We start from the raw sequence: 17,472 nt of genomic DNA on the forward strand, positions 1-17,472 counted from the left end.
GAAAGGCAGGATCAAGAAGATGAGCGACGGCCTGCGGGACGACGAAGCGCTGCTCGCCCGGGCCCGTGACTGGCTGGCCGAGGACCCGGACCCGGAGACCCGTGAGGAGCTCGCCAAGCTGGTCGAGGCCGAGGAGCTGGCCGAGTTGCGGGACCGGTTCTCCGGCACCCTCCAGTTCGGCACCGCGGGCCTGCGCGGCGAGCTCGGTGCGGGTCCGATGCGGATGAACCGCGCTGTCGTCATCCGTGCGGCCGCCGGGATCACCGCGTATCTGCGGGGCCGCGCGACCGGGGACGAGGCGCCGCTGGTGGTGATCGGGTACGACGCGCGGCACAAGAGCGCCGACTTCGCGCGGGACACCGCTGCCGTGGTGGTCGGCGCGGGGCTGCGTGCGGCGATGCTGCCCGAGCCGCTGCCCACGCCGGTGCTGGCGTTCGCCGTACGGCATCTGGGCGCCGCCGCCGGGATCATGGTCACCGCCAGCCACAACCCGCCACGCGACAACGGTTACAAGGTCTATCTGGACGACGGGCTGCAGATCGTGCCGCCCGCGGACGCGGAGATCGCCGGCGAGATCGCGTCCGTCGGCCCGCTGGACGGCGTACCGCGTCCCGAGTCGGGCTGGCAGGTGCTCGGCGACGACGTACTGAACGCCTACCTCGCGCGGACCGGCGCCGTGCTCACCGAGGGTTCGCCGCGCGAGGTGCGGGTCGTGCACACCGCCATGCACGGGGTCGGGCACCGTACGGCACAGCTCGCCTTCGAGCGTGCGGGCTTCCCCGCGATCGTCCCGGTGCCCGAGCAGGCCGAGCCGGACCCCGACTTCTCCACCGTCGCCTTCCCCAACCCGGAGGAGCCCGGCGCGATGGACCGCGCGTACGCGACCGCGCGCGCCTGGGAGGCCGAGCACGGCGAGCGGCCAGACGTGATCATCGCCAACGACCCGGACGCGGACCGCTGCGCCGTCGCCGTACCCGACGCGGCGGCGGAGAGCGGGTGGCGGATGCTGCGCGGCGACCAGGTGGGCGCCCTGCTGGCCACCCACCTGATCCACAAGCACGCCGAGGGCACGTTCGCGACGACCATCGTCTCCTCCTCGCTGCTCTCCCGGATCGCCGAGGCCGCGAAGCTGCCGTACACCGAGACGCTGACCGGCTTCAAGTGGCTGGCCCGGGTCGAGGGGCTGCGGTACGGCTACGAGGAGGCGCTGGGCTACTGCGTGGACCCCGAGGGGGTCCGCGACAAGGACGGCATCACGGCGGCGCTGCTCGTCGCCGAGCTGGCGGCCGGGCTGAAGCAGACCGGGCGCACGCTGTCCGTGCTGCTGGACGACCTGGACGTCGAGTACGGCGTCCACGCGACCGACCAGCTCTCGGTGCGGGTCGCCGACCTGTCGCTGATCGCCTCGGGGATGCGGCGGCTGCGCGCGGAACCGCCCGCGGCGCTGGGCGGGCTGGCCGTGGCACAGGCCGAGGACCTGACCGAGGGCAGCGCGGCACTGCCGCCCACGGACGGGCTGCGCTACCGCCTGGCGGGCGCTGAGGGGATCGAGGGCGGCCGCGTCGTCGTACGGCCCAGCGGCACGGAGCCCAAGCTCAAGTGCTATCTGGAGGTCGTCGTCCCGGTCGGCGGAAAAGCGGAGCTGGCCGCCGCGCGGAAGCGGGCGGCCGAGGTGCTGGACCGGTTCAAGGCGGACCTGAAGCGGGCTACGGGCCTCTGAGCGGAAGCCACTCGGCGAAGCCTCAAGGGGGTCTCGCGGCCGGCTGGGCGGTGAGTGGACGAGGGCGGCTGTTCCCGGTGGGACCGGGAACAGCCGCCCTTCGTATGGAATAGCCTCCGCCGTAGGTGAGTTGCCCGGACAGGCGGATCGCCGCCCGCACGGAATCGCAGGCTGGAAGGGTCGACAACCATGTGGCACGGTGAGCAGCTCGATCTTGAGGCGTACCTCGACAGACTCGGGTACGAGGGGGAGCGCGCCCCCTCACTGGAGACCTTGCGGGCACTGCACCGGGCACATGTGCTCTCGGTGCGCTGGGACAACCTGGACAGCTTTCTGTACCAGTCGGTCTCGCTCGACCTGGCCGACCTCCAGGCCAAGCTCGTACGGCGGGGCCGCGGTGGCTACTGCTACGAGCACGTCATGCTGTACGCGGCGGCGCTGGAGCGGCTGGGTTTCCGCTTCACCGCGGTGAGCGGGCGGGTGCAGCTGGGCGCGGAGAAGATCCTTCCGGCGACGCACGCCATGCTGCTCGTCGACATCGACGGGCGGCGCTGGCTGAGCGATGTCGGCTACGGCGGCAGCCCCCTCGCCCCGATCGAGCTGGTCGAGGGCGAGGCCGGCAACGAGGTGACCATCGAGGGCCGGCCCTTCCTGCTGCGCCGCACCGAGATCACTCCGGGCGCGGACGGCTGGGCGCTGCACCAGCCGGACGGGCAGGGCGGCTGGATGGTGCGGCACAACTTCACCGAGAACCCCCAGTACCCGGTGGACTACCAGCTCGGCAACCACTTCATCGCCACCAGCGACCACTCCCCCTTCAACCGCCGCCCTTTCATCCAGCGCATCCGCCCCGAGCGCACCGACCAGCTCGACGGCCTCACGTGGACGACGTACGCCGCCACCAGTACCGGCACGGAGCCGGACGAGAAGCGCACCGTGCAGCCGCAGGAGCTGCCCGGGCTGCTGTCCGGCACGTTCGGGTTGACGCTCTCGGAGCGGGAGGCGGAGCTGGTGGTCGAGAAGGTGGAGGCGCAGCAGCAGGGCTAGAGCCGCCACCAAAGCACCGAAGGCGCGCGGCCCGTAGAAGCGTCACGCATGCTCCGTTCCGCCCGCACATCCGACGCTCGCTTCCTCAACGATCGTCCAGTTCCACCTCGTACTCGACGACCGTCGTATCCGCTCGCCGGACAATCGGATGCGCCACCTCGACCACCCGCCCGTCCGCCGAGATGTGCCGCCGGGTGAGCCGTAGCACAGGCACCCCCTCGCCTATCCGCAGAGCCTCCACCTCTTCGGGGGTCGGCATGCCGCCGGTCAGGGCTTCCGTCACACGGGCAACCCGGAAGCCGAGCGACTCCATCTGCGCGCGGGTCCCGCCGGGCCAGGGCTCGTTGATCGGGTCTGCGACGGGCGTCCCCGCAACGTCACTCCAGCGCACATAACTTGTGCTCATCTGAGTCGGCACGTCGTTGTCGTGAAAGATGAAGTGCCGGGCGAGCAGCGGTTCGCCTGGTTCTCCTTCGAACAGGGCGGCTAGTTCGGCATCGGCCTCGACCCGCTCGAACCGCTTGTCGAGCCGGTACTCGGACCAGGTGATGCCCTCATCCCGGGTGTAGGGGGTCGAGCGGTCCCCGGAGCGTCGGTACCGGTCAGCTTGCAACCGGTGAACCGGCGGACGTTTCCTCACCCGGGTACCGGCCCGTGCGCGCGTCTCGATCAGACCTTCGCTCCGGAGAATGCCAAGTGCCTGCCTGATCGTCGTCTGGGAGACCCCGTACTGGGTGGACAGCTCAGGCAGCGTGGGGAGCCGGGATCCGGGCGGGTAACCGCCACCGGTGATGGCGCTTCGCAACTCCTCGGCGATGCGCACGTATTCGGCGTCGCGAGCCGCCGCCATGACCACCTCCCGAAAGATCACCCTTTTCTGTGCACACATAATGCCCGGACTGGCTTGACCGTCGTCAACTCTCCCGCCAATCTGTAAGCAGATACCCACTATCCGTACGCAGGAAGCGGGCGACGAACCATGGCCAATGTGGGCCAATCATGGCAAGTGGTCTTCCCTGGCTCGCCCAAGCAGGGGCGCGCCTTGCGGCAATGGACAGCCGCACGCGTGGACCACGAAGACGCGCCACTGGTCGCACATGAGCTGTTCGTCGCCCTGCTGGGCGCCAGGCCCCCCGCTGTCGAGATCACGCTCTCGACAGCGGGCCAGCAGTTACGGATCACGGCCACCGGCTCGACCGCACTATGCGCCCAGCGGGGACTCGGCCGACGCATCGTCGGCGCTCTGTCCGTCCGCTCCGGTGTGACAACGGACGGCTGCGGGCTGTGGGCACAGCTCTCGAAGGAGACCAATGCGCACGCCACTCGAACCGACGATCAAGACAACACTGCCGGCCACGCCGCAGACCGCGGCGGCTGCTCGTGACTACGCGCGACGTACGATCGCCCACTACGCCCCCGCCATGCCCGCCGACCGCATCGACGACCTGTGCCTCGTCGTCTCGGAGTTGGTGAGCAACGCCATCCGCTACGGCACGGAGCCAGGTGACAGGATCGGCTTCGCACTTGTCATCGGTGCCGCTCGCGTACGAGTGGAGGTGCGTGATCCGGTGCGGCGCCGCCCCCGACCTCGGCCGGTATCGAGCGAGCGCACCCGGGGGCGCGGCCTCTTGGTCGTTGCTGCGCTGGCGGAGTCGTGGGGGACCGAGGAACGGCCCATGGGCAAAGCGGTCTGGGCCGACCTCGTATGGCCGACGTCCCGCCCCACCCAAATCCCGGTCCTAATCCGGCCCCGCACCCAGTCCCAACCCCAGCAGTGACCGTCGTACAGGCGAGTACCGGACCACCGCAGGGGCACTTCGGTCCGAAGGAGACGCGGGGGTCGGGCACCCGTGTGGCTGGTGTGGTAGCACTGCGTCCATGAAGGGCAAGCCCAGCGACCGTGCCGGCTACCACCATGGCGACCTCCCCGCCGCCCTCACCACGGCGGCCATCGAGCTCCTCGACGAGCGCGGAATGGACCAGGTGACCGTACGAGAAGTGGCGCGCCGCGCAGGGGTGTCACCGGGCGCCCCGTTCCGCCACTTCGCCGACCGCCAAGCACTGCTGACGGCGGTGGCCGACCGCGTTCTGGCCGACTTCGCGGAGCACCAGCTCCGCACGGTCGCGGAGGCCGAGTGGTCGATGATGCGCGCTCTGGGTCTGGGCTTCGTCCGTTACGCGATCCGCCACCCACGCCGCTTCGAGCTGATCAGGACCAGGGTGTTCGGTGGCAGTCAGCCCGCCGAGTTGCACCAGCGCCTCTCGGACATCGAGCGGGTCTTCACCGAGATCATCGTCGCCGACCAGGAGGCCGGGGTGCTGCGGCCCGGTGACCCCGAGATCGTGGGTCTCGCGGGACAGGCCGTTGTCTACGGCCTGTCCCAGATGATCGTCGACGGCTACCTGCCGCCGGACCGCGCCGAGCAGCTCGCCGAGCAGGTACTGGACACCTTCGGCCTGGGCATCGCCAACCTCCCCGATTCCACGGAGGGTTGACACGCGGTCGCCCCGCGGTTGCCCCATGGCCGACCCGCGCTCCAAACCTTGACCCGCGCTCCGACCGCTGATGTAATCGATGATTACATCAGCCGAGGAGGCGCCATGCGCGTGCCACGCCCGTCCCGCATACCGCGTTTCCCGAACCCGGCGGCCACCGGCACGGTCACCATCAAGGCGACCCCGGCTGCCGCGTACCGCATCCTCAGTGATCCGCTTCTGCTGACACGGCTCGGCGAAGAAGCCCACCGCGCCCGCTGGCTGGGCGGCGCCACCACCCCCGCCGTGGGTGCCCGTTTCCGCGGCTACAACCGCAACGGCCTCAGACGCTGGTCCACCAACTGCCGCATCACGGACGCGGATCCGAACCGGCGGTTCGCCTACGAGGTGGCGGCGCCGCTCGGAGTCCCCATCTCCCGGTGGCAGTACGACATCGCGCCCGTTCCGGAGGGCTGCTGCACCGTCACCGAGACCAACTGGCTGCGGGTGCCGCTGTGGTTCATTCCCTTCGCCATCCTGATCACGGGCGTCTTCGACCGCATAGGCGTCAACGAGCGCCACATCAGTACGACCCTGAAGCGCCTGAAGCACCGTCTCGAGGAGTCACCCCTGCCCGACACCGCGGGCAACACGGGGGGCGGTGAGCGGCGCACGGGGTGACCAGCGCAACGACTCCCGCCCCGGCCGGATCAACCCCTGGCAGGCCGAACGGCCGAGGCGGGTGCCGGTGAATCCCCAACGACATACGCGCAATGGCAGGAAGAGAGGTGGGTGTGAACGGCACACAGCGAGTGGTGGTGTCGCTTGCGGCGGCCGGGTTGTCGACGGCTGTGCTGACGGGATGCGGCGAGGTGAAGGGGAAGATCGGAAACTACGACAACGTCGCGGTATGGCCGGCAGCCGATCCCCGGGGCCGGCAGCCGATCGCCAATCTGACCACGCTCACGCCGGTGACGGTCGAGTGCTACACACCGGGCAAAACGGATGCGTCCGGATACGGCTACGGCGCGACATACAAGGTCTCCTACGACGGCGGATCGGGCTATGTCGACGCGAGCACGTCGATCATCAGCGACGACGGCGAGGTGTCCCCCGACCGGGTACCCGAGTGCTGAGGCGCCGCCACTTCCGCTGTTCGGGCTCTTCGATGCCGTACCGCAATGTCCGTCATGCGGACGGTCCGGCACAATCGTTCGCATGACGAGCGAGGACAGTGAGGACAGCGAGGACAAGGGCCGGGGCGACGGCGCGGGAAGCGGCGGGCAGGAGTTCCCCGACCGGGTGTACCGCTCGCCCGCCGGAATGGCGGGCGGCATCGCACTGCTGGCCATCGGCCTGTGGCTCTCCATCGACGCGATCATCGGCGGCGAGGGCCGCACGCCATGGCTCGCGCTGGCCGGTCTGCTGTTCGCCGTACCGCTCGTAGTGGCATTCACCCTGCGCCCCGCCGTCTTCGCTGGGGAGCGCCGGATGCGGGTCCGCAACCCCTTCAGGACGATCGAGGTGCCCTGGGGAGCCGTGGAGGCCGTACGCGCCGGATACTCCAGCGAGGTCGTCGCCGACGGCAAGAAGTACCAGCTCTGGGCCGTCCCGGTCTCCCTCCGTGCCCGCAAGAAGGCGACCCGGCACAACGAGCGGATCGCCTCGGGGCGCCCGCCCGCGGCCGGACCCGGTGGACTGTTCGGCGGACGCGGGGTGCCGCAGATCGCCGCGGGGGACGCCGACATGGCGGAGAAGCGGGCCCCTTCCGACCAGACCATCGACGAGCTCCGGGAGCTGCTGGAGACGCACGGCGAGAAGGAGGAGTCCCGGGGCGCGGTCGCCGTCCGCTGGTCCTTCGAGGTCCTCGCGCCCTCCGCGGCAGGCGCCGTCCTCCTGGCCGTCCTCCTGGCCACGGGCTAGCCGGGGCTGAGAGGAGCGCCCCGTCAGGGGGCGCGGGGGACGGCGCGACAAACCACAACGCACCCGCAGCCCGCGAACGACAGCAAGGGGCAGCCCCTCCCCGGGGTGGGCCCAGGGTTCGGTGGCCATGGGGAGGGCGTTGAGGTGAGGGGCTTGGTTTTTTTCGTTACCTGTTCAGGGGGTGACGTTTTTGGTGGGTGGTCGGGTGGGGAGGGGTGACAGTCACTACGCGCGTAGATATGGTGCTCTGGTGAGCATGCCTACCGATGCGGCCCCTCGCGACGCGGGGAGGGGCTCCCTCTCCGACGTCGTGACTTCCGATGCCGCTCTCCGTCGCTTTCTGCAGGGGCTTCCCGGTGTCGACGCGGTCGGGCTGGAGGCCCGGGCCGCCGCGCTGGGGACCCGTTCCATCAAGACGACCGCCAAGGCGTACGCGCTCGATCTGGCGATCTCGATGATCGACCTGACGACGCTGGAGGGGGCCGATACGCCGGGCAAGGTGCGGTCCCTGTGTGCCAAGGGTGCCCGGCCGGATCCGGGGGATCGTTCGACGCCCCGGGTGGCCGCCATCTGTGTGTACGGGGACATGGCGGCTGTCGCCAAGGAGGCGCTGGCCGAGTTGGGGGCGGGTGAGATCAATGTGGCGTCCGTGGCCACGGCGTTCCCGTCCGGGCGGGCCGCGATGTCGGTGAAGCTGGCCGATACGCGGGATGCGGTTGCCGCCGGGGCCGATGAGATCGACATGGTGATCGACCGTGGTGCCTTTCTGGCCGGTCGGTACATGCAGGTGTTCGAGGAGATCCGGGAGGTGAAGGCCGCCTGCGGCGCGGCTCATCTGAAGGTGATCTTCGAGAACGGGGAGCTGGCCACCTACGACAACATCCGGCGGGCCTCCTGGCTGGCGATGCTCGCCGGGGCCGACTTCATCAAGACCTCGACGGGGAAGGTGGCGGTGAACGCCACGCCGCCCAACACCTTGCTGATGCTGGAGGCCGTACGGGACTTCCGGGCTGCCACGGGGCGTCAGGTGGGGGTCAAGCCCGCGGGTGGAATCCGGACGGCGAAGGACGCGATCAAGTACCTGGTGATGGTGAACGAGACGGTGGGAGACGACTGGCTCAGTCCGGACTGGTTCCGGTTCGGGGCATCAAGTCTGCTCAATGATCTGCTGATGCAGCGCCAGAAGCTCTCGACCGGGCGCTACTCCGGTCCCGACTACGTAACGGTGGACTGAGCCGATGAACGCAAAGTTGTTCGCTTACGCGCCCGCGCCCGAGTCCCGGTCCGTCGTCGAGATCGCGTCGTCGTACGGGCTCTTCGTGGACGGGGAGTTCCGGGAGGCGGCGGCCGGGAAGGTGTTCAAGACGCTGGCGCCGGCGAGTGAGGAAGTGTTGTCCGAGGTCGCCTACGGGGACGCGGATGATGTCGACGCGGCGGTGCGGGCTGCGCGGGCCGCGTTCGGGGCGTGGTCGGCGTTGCCGGGGGCCGAGCGGGCGAAGTATCTGTTCCGGATCGCGCGGATCGTGCAAGAGCGTGCGCGTGAGCTGGCGGTGCTGGAGACGCTGGACAACGGGAAGCCGATCCGGGAGACGCGGGACGCCGATCTGCCGTTGGTGGCGGCGCACTTCTTCTACTACGCGGGGTGGGCCGACAAGCTGGCGTATGCGGGCTGTGGGCCGGAGCCGCGTCCGCTGGGGGTCGCAGCGCAGGTCATCCCGTGGAACTTTCCGCTGTTGATGCTGGCCTGGAAGGTCGCTCCGGCGCTGGCCGCCGGCAACACGGTGGTGCTCAAGCCCGCCGAGACGACGCCGCTGTCGGCGCTGTTCTTCGCGGACATCTGCCGGCAGGCGGGGCTGCCCAAGGGCGTCGTCAACATCGTCACGGGTGATGGTGCGACCGGTGCGGCGCTGGTCGGGCACCCGGATGTGAACAAGGTGGCGTTCACCGGGTCGACCGCCGTGGGGAAGCAGATCGCCAGGACGGTGGCCGGGACGGAGAAGCGGCTGACGCTGGAGCTGGGCGGGAAGGGCGCGAACATCGTGTTCGAGGACGCGCCCCTCGACCAGGCGGTGGAGGGCATCGTCGGCGGGATCTTCTTCAACCAGGGGCAGGTGTGCTGCGCCGGCTCCCGGCTGCTGGTCCAGGAGTCGGTCCAGGAGGAGCTGCTGGACGCGCTCAAGCGGCGGCTGGGGACGTTGCGGGTGGGTGATCCGCTGGACAAGAACACCGATGTGGGCGCCATCAACTCCGCCGAGCAGCTGGCCCGGATCACCGAGCTGGCCGAGGCGGGCGAGGCGGAGGGTGCCCAGCGCTGGTCGCCGCCGTGCGAGCTGCCGGGTGAGGGCTACTGGTTCGCGCCCACGGTCTTCACGGGCGTCAGCCAGGCGCATCGCATCGCCCGTGAGGAGATCTTCGGCCCTGTGCTGTCGGTGCTCACCTTCCGTACGCCGGACGAGGCGGTCGCCAAGGCCAACAACACGCCCTACGGCCTCTCCGCCGGTATCTGGACGGAGAAGGGCTCGCGCATCCTGAAGCTGGCCAACCAGCTGCGGGCCGGTGTGGTGTGGGCCAACACGTTCAACAAGTTCGATCCGACCTCGCCGTTCGGCGGTTACAAGGAGTCCGGCTACGGCCGCGAGGGTGGCAGGCACGGTCTGGAGGCTTACCTTGAGCACGCCTGAAACGCGGAGCAGCGCGCGGCTGTCCGTGCTGAAGACCTACAAGCTGTACGTCGGGGGCAAGTTCCCCCGCAGCGAGAGCGGCAGGGTGTACGAGGTGACGGACGCGAAGAGCGGCCAGTGGCTGGCCAATGCCCCGCTCGCCTCCCGCAAGGACGCGCGGGACGCGGTGGTCGCGGCCCGTAAGGCGTTCGGCGGCTGGTCGGGCGCGACGGCCTACAACCGGGGGCAGATCCTCTACCGGATCGCGGAGATGCTGGAGGGCCGCCGCGAGCAGTTCACCGCCGAGGTGGCGGCGGCCGAGGGGCTGTCGAAGGCGAAGGCACAGGCGCGGACGGACGCGGCGATCGACCGCTGGGTCTGGTACGCGGGCTGGTCGGACAAGCTCGCCCAGGTGGTGGGCGGCGGCAACCCGGTCGCGGGGCCGTTCTTCAACCTCTCGACGCCGGAGCCGACAGGTGTGGTGGCCGTGCTGGCACCGCAGGGCTCGTCGCTGCTCGGGCTGGTGTCGGTGCTGGCACCGGTGATCGTCAGCGGTAACACGGCGGTCGTCGTCGCCTCGCACGCCGCGCCGCTGCCCGCGCTCTCCCTCGGCGAGGTGCTGGCCACCTCGGACCTGCCAGGGGGCGTGGTCAACGTGCTCTCCGGTGACACGGCCGAACTCGCCCGCCCGCTGGCCGCGCACCAGGACGTGAACGCCATCGACCTGGCGGGCGCGGGCCCGGACGCCGAGCTTGCCGCCGAGTTGGAGGGCGCCGCGGCGGAGAACCTGAAGCGTGTGCTGCGGCCGGACGACGGCCACGACTGGGCGGCCGAGCCGGGACTGGAGCGGATGACGGCCTTCCTGGAGACCAAAACGGTCTGGCACCCGATCGGCGCCTGAGCCGGGCGGGGGCCGCCCCGGCTGTCGGCCGCCTCGCCGGGTGGCCTTCGTCGGCATCGGCTCCCGTCAGGCCGGTGTCTGGCGGGTGCCGGTGGCTGCCGGGTGGCTGATCGTGCCGAGAAGACGGTGCAACCGCATGCCGGTTGCGGAGTCCGGGACGGGGTGGCGAAGTACAGGTGGACAGGTGTTGTCCGGTTGAGCTGTCGCGGCCCCAGCCAACCGGACAGGAGTGGTCCAGTTGTCGCTGGAGTCGGCCCATGAGCCGGCCGAGCCGCGCAGTGGACCGCCTGCTGACCGACGCGTCGGGGCAGCGCCGCGCGCCGACGCCAGGCGGATTCCCTCGCTGGAAGCGCTGCGCAGGGCGGTACGCCGCCTGGTGACACGGGCTCAGGAGGCCGGAGTCGTACGTCCGGACACCGCCTGGCAGGACGTCGCCTTCCTCTTCGCCGCCGCCGCGACGGGCGAGCACACGCTCGGCCTCCACGCCGGGGAACGACAGTGGGAGCGCAGTCTGCGGTTCATCCTCGAGGGCCTGCGCGCCCCGGGTCCGGCGACCCCCTCTCCGTGAGCGACCCCCTACCCGGCCGCCGTCACCGCACGCGCCAGCCGCTCCACCCCCGCCACCCGTACCGTTCCCGTTCGTACGCCGTCCGGCAGGGTCAGGGAGCCGTCGGCCAGGGCCGCACAGGTCTCCGCGTCCAGCTCCAGGCGCAGCTGTGCGCCTTCCGGGGCCGGGCCCTCGCCGTAGAGGGGCGCGTCCTGGATCTCGCCGGTGCCCAGCCGCAGATGGAAGGCCCCTTCGGGGAGTACGACGTCGACCAGCGCCGCCGTCTCGTGTCCGAGGGCGCGGCGTACCGCTTCCCGCAGGGGCAGTGCCCACCAGTGGGCGCGCACGGCGTCGGTGGCGCGCGGCTTGCCCAGCGCGGGGGCGCCCCAGTCGGCGAGGGCCGTCAGTACGGGCAGCAGCGCGCGGCCGCGCTCGGTGAGTTCGTAGACGTAACCGGATGCCGGGCGGGGCTGGCGGCGGCGTTCGGCCAGCCCTTCGCCCTCCATGTGCTTGAGCCGCGCGGCCAGTACGTCGGTGCTGACGCCGGGCAGGTCGGCGTGCAGATCGGTGTAGCGGCGCGGGCCGGCCAGCAGTTCGCGGACGATGAGCAGGGTCCAGCGGTCCCCCACGGAGTCGAGGGCGCGCGCCATGGCGCAGAACTGGTCGTAACTGCGCCGGGACCGCCCGGCGTTCGTCGTTCTCTCGCTCGTACTCGCGTGGCTCGGCATGCCGCTCAGTCTAGACATTAAGTTGGACTTTCCAAGTGCCAGCTTGGTAGAACCAAGTAGCCAGATGTGGACCAGGAGGGCGGGGCACCATGGAGTTCCGGCAGTCGAACAAGCTCAGCGAGGTCTGTTACGAGATCCGCGGCCCGGTGATCGAACAGGCCGACGCGCTGGAGGAGGCAGGCCACAGCGTGCTCCGCCTCAACACCGGCAATCCAGCGCTGTTCGGGTTCGAGGCGCCGGAGGAGATCATCCAGGACATGGTGCGGATGCTCCCCCAGGCACACGGCTACACCGAGTCGCGCGGCATCCTCCCGGCCCGCCGCGCGGTGGCCCAGCACTACCAGCAGCGCGGCTTCCCCGAGGCCGACGTGGACGACGTCCACCTCGGCAACGGCGTCTCGGAACTCGTCTCCATGGCCGTACAGGCCCTGGTCGAGGACGGCGACGAAATCCTGATCCCCGCACCGGACTTCCCCCTGTGGACGGCCGTGACGACGATGGCCGGCGGCAAGGCCGTGCACTACGTCTGCGACGAGCAGGCCGACTGGCTGCCCGACCTGGACGACATGGCGGCGAAGATCACGCCCCGTACCAAGGCCGTCGTCATCATCAGCCCCAACAACCCCACCGGCGCCGTCTACCCGCGCGAGCTGCTGGAAGGCATCCTCGACCTGGCCCGCCGCAACGGGCTGATGGTCTTCTCCGACGAGATCTACGACAAGATCCTCTACGACGACGCCGTCCACCACCATGTGGGGGCGTTGGCCCCGGACCTGGTCTGCCTCACCTTCAGCGGCCTTTCCAAGGCGTACCGGGTGGCGGGCTTCCGCTCCGGCTGGCTGCTGGTCTCAGGGCCCAAACAGCACGCCCGCGACTACCTGGAGGGCCTGGGCATGCTCGCCTCCATGCGGCTGTGCCCCAACGCGCCTGCCCAGTACGCCATCCAGGCCGCACTGGGCGGCCGCCAGTCGATCGAGGACCTGGTACTGCCCGGCGGGCGGCTGCACGAGCAGCGTGACGTGGCCTGGCGGAAGCTGAACGAGATCCCCGGCGTCAGCTGCGTGAAGCCCAAGGGCGCCCTGTACGCGTTCCCCCGGCTGGACCCCGAGGTCCACAAGATCTACGACGACGAGCGCTTCGTCCTCGACCTGCTGCTCCGCGAAAAGATCCAGGTCGTCCAGGGCACCGGCTTCAACTGGGCCCACCCCGACCACTTCCGCATCCTCACACTGCCGCGTGCGGACGACCTCGACGCGGCGATCTCCCGCATCGGCCGCTTCCTGGAGAGCTACAAACAGTAGATTTGTACCGCGGCTCGGCCGGCGTTCCGTGAGGCGGCCGGCGTTCCGATTGCGCGAAACCGGGTGACTCTCCGTACGCCGACCGCCACACTTGAGGATTGTGAGCCCACGAGGGAACGCCTACCGCGGAATCATCTGGAAAGTCCTGAGTATCGCGGCGATCGGCGCCGCGATCGCGCTCTGGTTTCTGCGTGACAGCGGCCCGCTGCACGGAACTCCGAGCATGGACCTCATCGCGACATTGGTCGCTCTGCTCCTGGGTGCCGCCAGCATCTACAGTCTGCTCCTTGCCAGGCGCGCGGAGGAAACGGACCAGGAACGACGGCTTCGGGACTTCACCCGTCAGGTCGGAAAAGTCCTCAAAGGCGCACCAAGGGGCTATTTTCCCGGCTCCGGCAACGCCATCTCGGTGGACTTCCGGGACGCGGCGGATCCAGAAGCGAAGCCCGAGAAACCACTCGGCGAGTACTTCGCGAATCTGCCCGCGCACCGCAAGCGTCTGGTCGTTCTGGGCAAGGCCGGGGCAGGCAAGACGGTGGCGGTCATCCAGCTCATGGATCACCTCCTCAAGACCCGCGGCGAGGGGGCGCCGGTGCCGGTGCTCGTCTCCCTGACGAAGTGGAACACGGATAGGCCGTTCCAGAAGTGGCTGGCAGAGGAACTGGCCGACCGAAGGCTGGTTCCGAGCCGGGCCGTCGCACGAGAACTGCTGGAGGACGGGCTGGTCCTGCCGATCCTCGACGGCCTGGACGAGATGGACCCGCCGGGCACACCCGAGCGGAAGTCACGTGCCCGCGAAGCCCTCAGGAAGATCGAGAAGGAATACGACGACACGGTCGGCAAGTTCCCGCTGGTCGTCGTGTGCCGCTCCGACAGGTACCGGGCTCTCCCTCGGACGGCACGGCTCACCCACGCAACCGTGGTCACGCTGCAACGCCTCGACAGCGCCCGGCAACTCGCCTTTCTGCGGGATGCGGGGCTCCAGGACGAGACGGGCCAGTGGCTACCGGAATGGCGCGCCGTGGCCGAGGCGCTGACCTGGGACGAGGAAAGCGGTGGGCCGCGAGGTCTGGCCCATGTGCTGGATACCCCATGGCGCATGGCACTGCTGACCACCGTCTATGCCGCGAGGGACGACGGGAACGGGCCCGTTCCCTCCCCGGACGCACTGCTGTCGATGCCGGAACACCAGGTCCCCGACCATCTGCTCGGCCTCTACACCCGGGCGGCGACCGCGAACCAGGCCGTCCGCCCGCCCGGCGTACGGTTATGGACGAGCCGTAAGGGCGACGCCGTGAAGGTGGAGGCGTGGCTGGCCACCCTCGCCCGCTACCTGCGGGAGAACAGCGGCAGACACGTCGGCGACCACGTCGTGTCCGGTACCGACCTGGTGCTGCACCGGCTCTGGCTGTTCGACAAGAAGTCCTTCACCAACGACGCGGTTCTGTGGATGCTGGCTCCGCTGGTCAGTATCGTGGTCACGAGCAGGTACGGCACTCGTATCCCCGACACCACGTACGCTGCGGTGGGAGTCCTTCTCACGGCCCAGTTCGGCTACTTCCTGTCCGGCGGCGTCTACGGCGTCATGCCGCGCCGCCTCGAATGGCGACGGCTGCTACGGCCACCGCAGCACATCAACTTCCTTTTCGGCTGCGTCGGCGTGGTCCTCGGCGTGCCCTTGTGGACGTACGTCTTCGGTTTCGAGCGACTCGAGTTGGGCCTGGCCGCCGCGGTGAGCTATCTCCTGCTGCTGGCCGTCTTCTTCGCCTCGAGGCCGGTGGCCGAACATCCGCAGTCCGCGGTGACCGGACCCCGTGACCCGCTGCGCGCGGAATTCCGCCTCGGTGTGATGACGATGGTGGCCGCCTCCCTGGCGTTGGGCGCGCTGCTGTCCCAGTCATTCCAGTCGTGGTCGGGCTACGGCTACGGCATCGGCATCATCGGGTTTCCGGCGTTCGTCTTCGCCACCCGCGGCTGCCGCAGATACCTCGCGTTCCGTATGCACATGGAGGGGCTGCCGTGGCGACTCGGACCGTTCCTCGACTGGTGCTGCGACGCGGGGCTGATGAGGGTCGAAGGTCTCGCCTACCAATTCCGGCACCGGGAGTTGCAGGACTGGCTCAAGGACCATCCGTCACAGGCGTCGGCGCGCCCTGCGCCCGAGCCGGCAAGACAGGCGGCATCGTGACGGCTGCTCGGGCGAACGGCTGGTGACCCCTTTCCCGCCCTCATCGAGGGCCTGGTTCTCCCCCCGTTCGAGGGCCCGGCCGCCGCTGCCCATGACGGACAACGGCGGCCGGCCGGGTATCAGACGTTCGCGGTCTCCTCCCCCACCGTCGTGCTGTCCCCGTGCCCCGTCCGTACGACGGTCTCCAGCGGCAGCGTCAGCAGCCGCTCCTTGATCGAGCGGACGATGGTCGGATGGTCGGAGAAGGACCGCCCCGTCGCTCCCGGGCCGCCCTGGAAGAGCGTGTCGCCGGTGAAGACGGTGCCCAGCGTCGGCGCGTACAGACAGACGGCACCCGGCGCGTGGCCCGGAGTGTGCAGCACGGTCAGCTCCGTACCGGCCACCGACACCACCTGGCCGTCCGCCAGCTCGCCGTCGGGAGACCGTTCCGGGTGGGTCATCTTCCACAGCGGCAGGTCGTCCGGGTGCAGCAGAATGGGCGCGCCCGTACGCTCCGCGAGCTCCGGCGCCGCGTCGATGTGGTCGTTGTGCGCGTGGGTGCACACGATCGCGCGCAGCGTCCGCTCGCCCACGGCCGCCGCGATGGCGTCCGCGTCGTGCGCCGCGTCGATGACGACGACTTCCCGGTCGTCGCCGACGAGCCACACGTTGTTGTCGACCTGGTGCGTCTCCCCGTCCAGCCGGAACTCCCCGCTGGTGACGAGGTGATCGATACGGGCCGCCATCACAGCATCACCACCGAACGCAGCACATCGCCGCCGTGCATGCGCTCGAACGCCTTCTCGACCTCGTCCAGCGCGATCGTCTCGGTGACGAAGGCGCCCAGGTCGAGCCGCCCCTGCAGATGGAGGTCGACCAGCATCGGGAAGTCCCGGGAGGGCAGACAGTCGCCGTACCAGGAGGACTTGAGCGAGCCGCCCCGGCCGAAGACGTCCAGCAGCGGCAGCTCCAGCTTCATCTCCGGCGTCGGTACGCCGACGAGAACGACGGTGCCGGCCAGATCGCGGGCGTAGAACGCCTGCTTGTACGTCTCCGGACGGCCCACCGCCTCGATGACGACATCGGCGCCGAAGCCGCCGGTCAGCTCGCGGATGGCTGCGACCGGGTCGGCGGTGGCGGAGTTGACGACGTGCGTGGCGCCGATCTTCTCCGCCGTGGTGAGCTTGCGGTCGTCGATGTCCACGGCGATGATCTTCGCCGCGCCCGCGAGCCGCGCCCCCGCGATGGCCGCGTCCCCGACGCCGCCACACCCGATGACGGCGACGGTGTCCCCGCGGGTCACCTGCCCGGTGTTGATCGCCGCGCCGATCCCGGCCATCACGCCGCACCCCAGCAGCCCGGCGACAGCGGGCGAGACGGCCGGGTCCACCTTGGTGCACTGCCCGGCGGCTACCAGCGTCTTCTCCACGAAGGCGCCGATGCCCAGGGCCGGCTCCAGCGCGCGCCCGTCACTCTTGAGGGTCATCTTCTGCTCGGCGTTGTGGGTGTCGAAGCAGTACCACGGCCGCCCGCGCTTGCAGGCCCGGCACTGTCCGCACACGGCACGCCAGTTGAGGATCACGAAATCGCCCGGCTCGACGTCCGTCACCCCGTCGCCGACCGCCTCCACGACGCCCGCCGCCTCGTGTCCGAGGAGGAAGGGATAGTCGTCGCTGATTCCGCCCTGCTTGTAGTGCAGGTCCGTGTGGCACACGCCGCATGCCTGTACCTGAACGACTGCCTCGCCGGGGCCCGGGTCGGGGACGACGATCGTCTCGACCCGCACCGCCTCGTTCCTACCCGGCGCGACGACCCCGCGTACTTCCTGAGCCATACGTGCGGGCCTCCCTCTTCCATCGGGTTGCTGTGGGGCGCCATTCTCGCTGTTCGGGAACGGTTTCCGGGAGGGGCGGACGCGCGTCGGTGCGGACGATTTTCAGCCGCGTCCATCTCACGGACCGCTACCCGCGATCGCCGCACACGCTTCCCCTGGGTTGCCGCAC

18 protein-coding genes are annotated in these 17,472 nt (G+C 69.9%); 14 read left to right on the forward strand and 4 right to left on the reverse strand.

Annotated features, from left to right (window positions below; genetic code table 11):
- Nucleotides 1–19: 19 nt before the first annotated feature.
- Both HC362_RS11740 and HC362_RS11745 read left to right on the forward strand, forming a co-directional pair.
- On the forward strand, nt 20–1,720 hold the full coding sequence (locus HC362_RS11740) for a phospho-sugar mutase (RefSeq protein ID WP_243083907.1): 1,701 nt from the start codon (nt 20–22) through the stop codon (nt 1,718–1,720).
- Nucleotides 1,721–1,909: 189 nt separating this feature from the next.
- On the forward strand, nt 1,910–2,767 hold the full coding sequence (locus tag HC362_RS11745) for an arylamine N-acetyltransferase (RefSeq protein WP_243083908.1): 858 nt from the start codon (nt 1,910–1,912) through the stop codon (nt 2,765–2,767).
- A gap of 85 nt (nt 2,768–2,852) precedes the next feature.
- Here HC362_RS11745 and HC362_RS11750 read toward each other — a convergent pair whose 3' ends face one another.
- The gene (locus HC362_RS11750) at nt 2,853–3,617 is read right to left on the reverse strand and encodes a GntR family transcriptional regulator (protein WP_243083909.1); all 765 of its coding nucleotides are present in this window, start codon (nt 3,615–3,617) and stop codon (nt 2,853–2,855) included.
- Between the two features lie 216 nt (nt 3,618–3,833).
- Between HC362_RS11750 and HC362_RS11755 the strand changes: the two genes are divergently transcribed.
- The 10 genes from HC362_RS11755 (at nt 3,834) to HC362_RS11800 (ending at nt 11,294) form a co-directional block, all read left to right on the forward strand.
- Nucleotides 3,834–4,151, forward strand: a complete 318-nt coding sequence (locus tag HC362_RS11755) for a hypothetical protein (protein WP_243083910.1) — start codon at nt 3,834–3,836, stop codon at nt 4,149–4,151.
- Nucleotides 4,078–4,545: an ATP-binding protein gene (locus tag HC362_RS11760; RefSeq protein ID WP_243083911.1), complete on the forward strand. Its 468-nt coding sequence runs from the start codon at nt 4,078–4,080 to the stop codon at nt 4,543–4,545. Before HC362_RS11755 ends, HC362_RS11760 begins: the two co-directional genes overlap by 74 nt.
- Before the next feature lie 100 nt (nt 4,546–4,645).
- Nucleotides 4,646–5,263, forward strand: a complete 618-nt coding sequence (locus HC362_RS11765; protein ID WP_243083912.1) for a TetR/AcrR family transcriptional regulator — start codon at nt 4,646–4,648, stop codon at nt 5,261–5,263.
- A 105-nt stretch (nt 5,264–5,368) separates the two neighbouring features.
- A complete protein-coding gene (locus HC362_RS11770) occupies nt 5,369–5,923 on the forward strand; it encodes an SRPBCC family protein (RefSeq protein WP_243083913.1) in 555 nt (184 codons plus the stop codon).
- Nucleotides 5,924–6,036: 113 nt separating this feature from the next.
- Entirely contained in the window at nt 6,037–6,378 is a 342-nt protein-coding gene (locus tag HC362_RS11775; RefSeq protein ID WP_243083914.1) for a hypothetical protein, read from the forward strand.
- Between the two features lie 82 nt (nt 6,379–6,460).
- A complete protein-coding gene (locus tag HC362_RS11780) occupies nt 6,461–7,165 on the forward strand; it encodes a PH domain-containing protein (protein ID WP_243083915.1) in 705 nt (234 codons plus the stop codon).
- Nucleotides 7,166–7,421: 256 nt separating this feature from the next.
- On the forward strand, nt 7,422–8,399 hold the full coding sequence (gene deoC, locus HC362_RS11785) for a deoxyribose-phosphate aldolase (protein ID WP_243088509.1): 978 nt from the start codon (nt 7,422–7,424) through the stop codon (nt 8,397–8,399).
- Nucleotides 8,400–8,403: 4 nt separating this feature from the next.
- The gene (locus HC362_RS11790) at nt 8,404–9,846 is read left to right on the forward strand and encodes an aldehyde dehydrogenase family protein (protein WP_243083916.1); all 1,443 of its coding nucleotides are present in this window, start codon (nt 8,404–8,406) and stop codon (nt 9,844–9,846) included.
- Complete coding sequence (locus HC362_RS11795; protein ID WP_243083917.1) at nt 9,833–10,726, forward strand: aldehyde dehydrogenase family protein; 894 nt, start codon at nt 9,833–9,835, stop codon at nt 10,724–10,726. Before HC362_RS11790 ends, HC362_RS11795 begins: the two co-directional genes overlap by 14 nt.
- Nucleotides 10,727–10,964: 238 nt before the next feature.
- On the forward strand, nt 10,965–11,294 hold the full coding sequence (locus tag HC362_RS11800; RefSeq protein WP_243083918.1) for a hypothetical protein: 330 nt from the start codon (nt 10,965–10,967) through the stop codon (nt 11,292–11,294).
- 8 nt (nt 11,295–11,302) lie between these two features.
- Here HC362_RS11800 and HC362_RS11805 read toward each other — a convergent pair whose 3' ends face one another.
- Nucleotides 11,303–12,001, reverse strand: a complete 699-nt coding sequence (locus HC362_RS11805) for a helix-turn-helix domain-containing protein (protein WP_243083919.1) — start codon at nt 11,999–12,001, stop codon at nt 11,303–11,305.
- 89 nt (nt 12,002–12,090) lie between these two features.
- Here HC362_RS11805 and HC362_RS11810 point away from each other — a divergent pair, with 89 nt between their 5' ends.
- Both HC362_RS11810 and HC362_RS11815 read left to right on the forward strand, forming a co-directional pair.
- The gene (locus HC362_RS11810) at nt 12,091–13,302 is read left to right on the forward strand and encodes a pyridoxal phosphate-dependent aminotransferase (RefSeq protein WP_243083920.1); all 1,212 of its coding nucleotides are present in this window, start codon (nt 12,091–12,093) and stop codon (nt 13,300–13,302) included.
- A gap of 100 nt (nt 13,303–13,402) precedes the next feature.
- Nucleotides 13,403–15,490 (forward strand): NACHT domain-containing protein, encoded by a 2,088-nt coding sequence (locus HC362_RS11815; protein WP_243083921.1) that lies wholly within the window; start codon nt 13,403–13,405, stop codon nt 15,488–15,490.
- A gap of 119 nt (nt 15,491–15,609) precedes the next feature.
- Here HC362_RS11815 and HC362_RS11820 read toward each other — a convergent pair whose 3' ends face one another.
- On the reverse strand, nt 15,610–16,215 hold the full coding sequence (locus HC362_RS11820; protein WP_243083922.1) for an MBL fold metallo-hydrolase: 606 nt from the start codon (nt 16,213–16,215) through the stop codon (nt 15,610–15,612).
- Nucleotides 16,215–17,303 carry an S-(hydroxymethyl)mycothiol dehydrogenase gene (locus HC362_RS11825; RefSeq protein WP_243083923.1) on the reverse strand — a complete coding sequence of 363 codons (1,089 nt, stop codon included), beginning with the start codon at nt 17,301–17,303 and terminating at the stop codon, nt 16,215–16,217. The genes HC362_RS11820 and HC362_RS11825 overlap by 1 nt, the downstream gene beginning before the upstream one ends.
- Between the last annotated feature and the right edge of the window lie 169 nt (nt 17,304–17,472).

The sequence above is a fragment of the Streptomyces sp. 891-h genome (assembly GCF_022760275.1).
Taxonomy (GTDB): Bacteria; Actinomycetota; Actinomycetes; order Streptomycetales; family Streptomycetaceae; genus Streptomyces; species Streptomyces spirodelae.

Coding starts and splice junctions, on each gene's coding strand:
- HC362_RS11740 (WP_243083907.1), top strand. CDS start 20: ATGAGCGACGGCCTGCGGGACGACGAAGCGCTGCTCGCCCGGGCCCGT.
- HC362_RS11745 (WP_243083908.1), top strand. CDS start 1,910: ATGTGGCACGGTGAGCAGCTCGATCTTGAGGCGTACCTCGACAGACTC.
- HC362_RS11750 (WP_243083909.1), bottom strand. CDS start 3,617: ATGGCGGCGGCTCGCGACGCCGAATACGTGCGCATCGCCGAGGAGTTG.
- HC362_RS11760 (WP_243083911.1), top strand. CDS start 4,078: ATGCGCACGCCACTCGAACCGACGATCAAGACAACACTGCCGGCCACG.
- HC362_RS11765 (WP_243083912.1), top strand. CDS start 4,646: ATGAAGGGCAAGCCCAGCGACCGTGCCGGCTACCACCATGGCGACCTC.
- HC362_RS11770 (WP_243083913.1), top strand. CDS start 5,369: ATGCGCGTGCCACGCCCGTCCCGCATACCGCGTTTCCCGAACCCGGCG.
- HC362_RS11780 (WP_243083915.1), top strand. CDS start 6,461: ATGACGAGCGAGGACAGTGAGGACAGCGAGGACAAGGGCCGGGGCGAC.
- deoC (WP_243088509.1), top strand. CDS start 7,422: ATGCCTACCGATGCGGCCCCTCGCGACGCGGGGAGGGGCTCCCTCTCC.
- HC362_RS11790 (WP_243083916.1), top strand. CDS start 8,404: ATGAACGCAAAGTTGTTCGCTTACGCGCCCGCGCCCGAGTCCCGGTCC.
- HC362_RS11805 (WP_243083919.1), bottom strand. CDS start 12,001: ATGCCGAGCCACGCGAGTACGAGCGAGAGAACGACGAACGCCGGGCGG.
- HC362_RS11810 (WP_243083920.1), top strand. CDS start 12,091: ATGGAGTTCCGGCAGTCGAACAAGCTCAGCGAGGTCTGTTACGAGATC.
- HC362_RS11820 (WP_243083922.1), bottom strand. CDS start 16,215: ATGGCGGCCCGTATCGATCACCTCGTCACCAGCGGGGAGTTCCGGCTG.
- HC362_RS11825 (WP_243083923.1), bottom strand. CDS start 17,303: ATGGCTCAGGAAGTACGCGGGGTCGTCGCGCCGGGTAGGAACGAGGCG.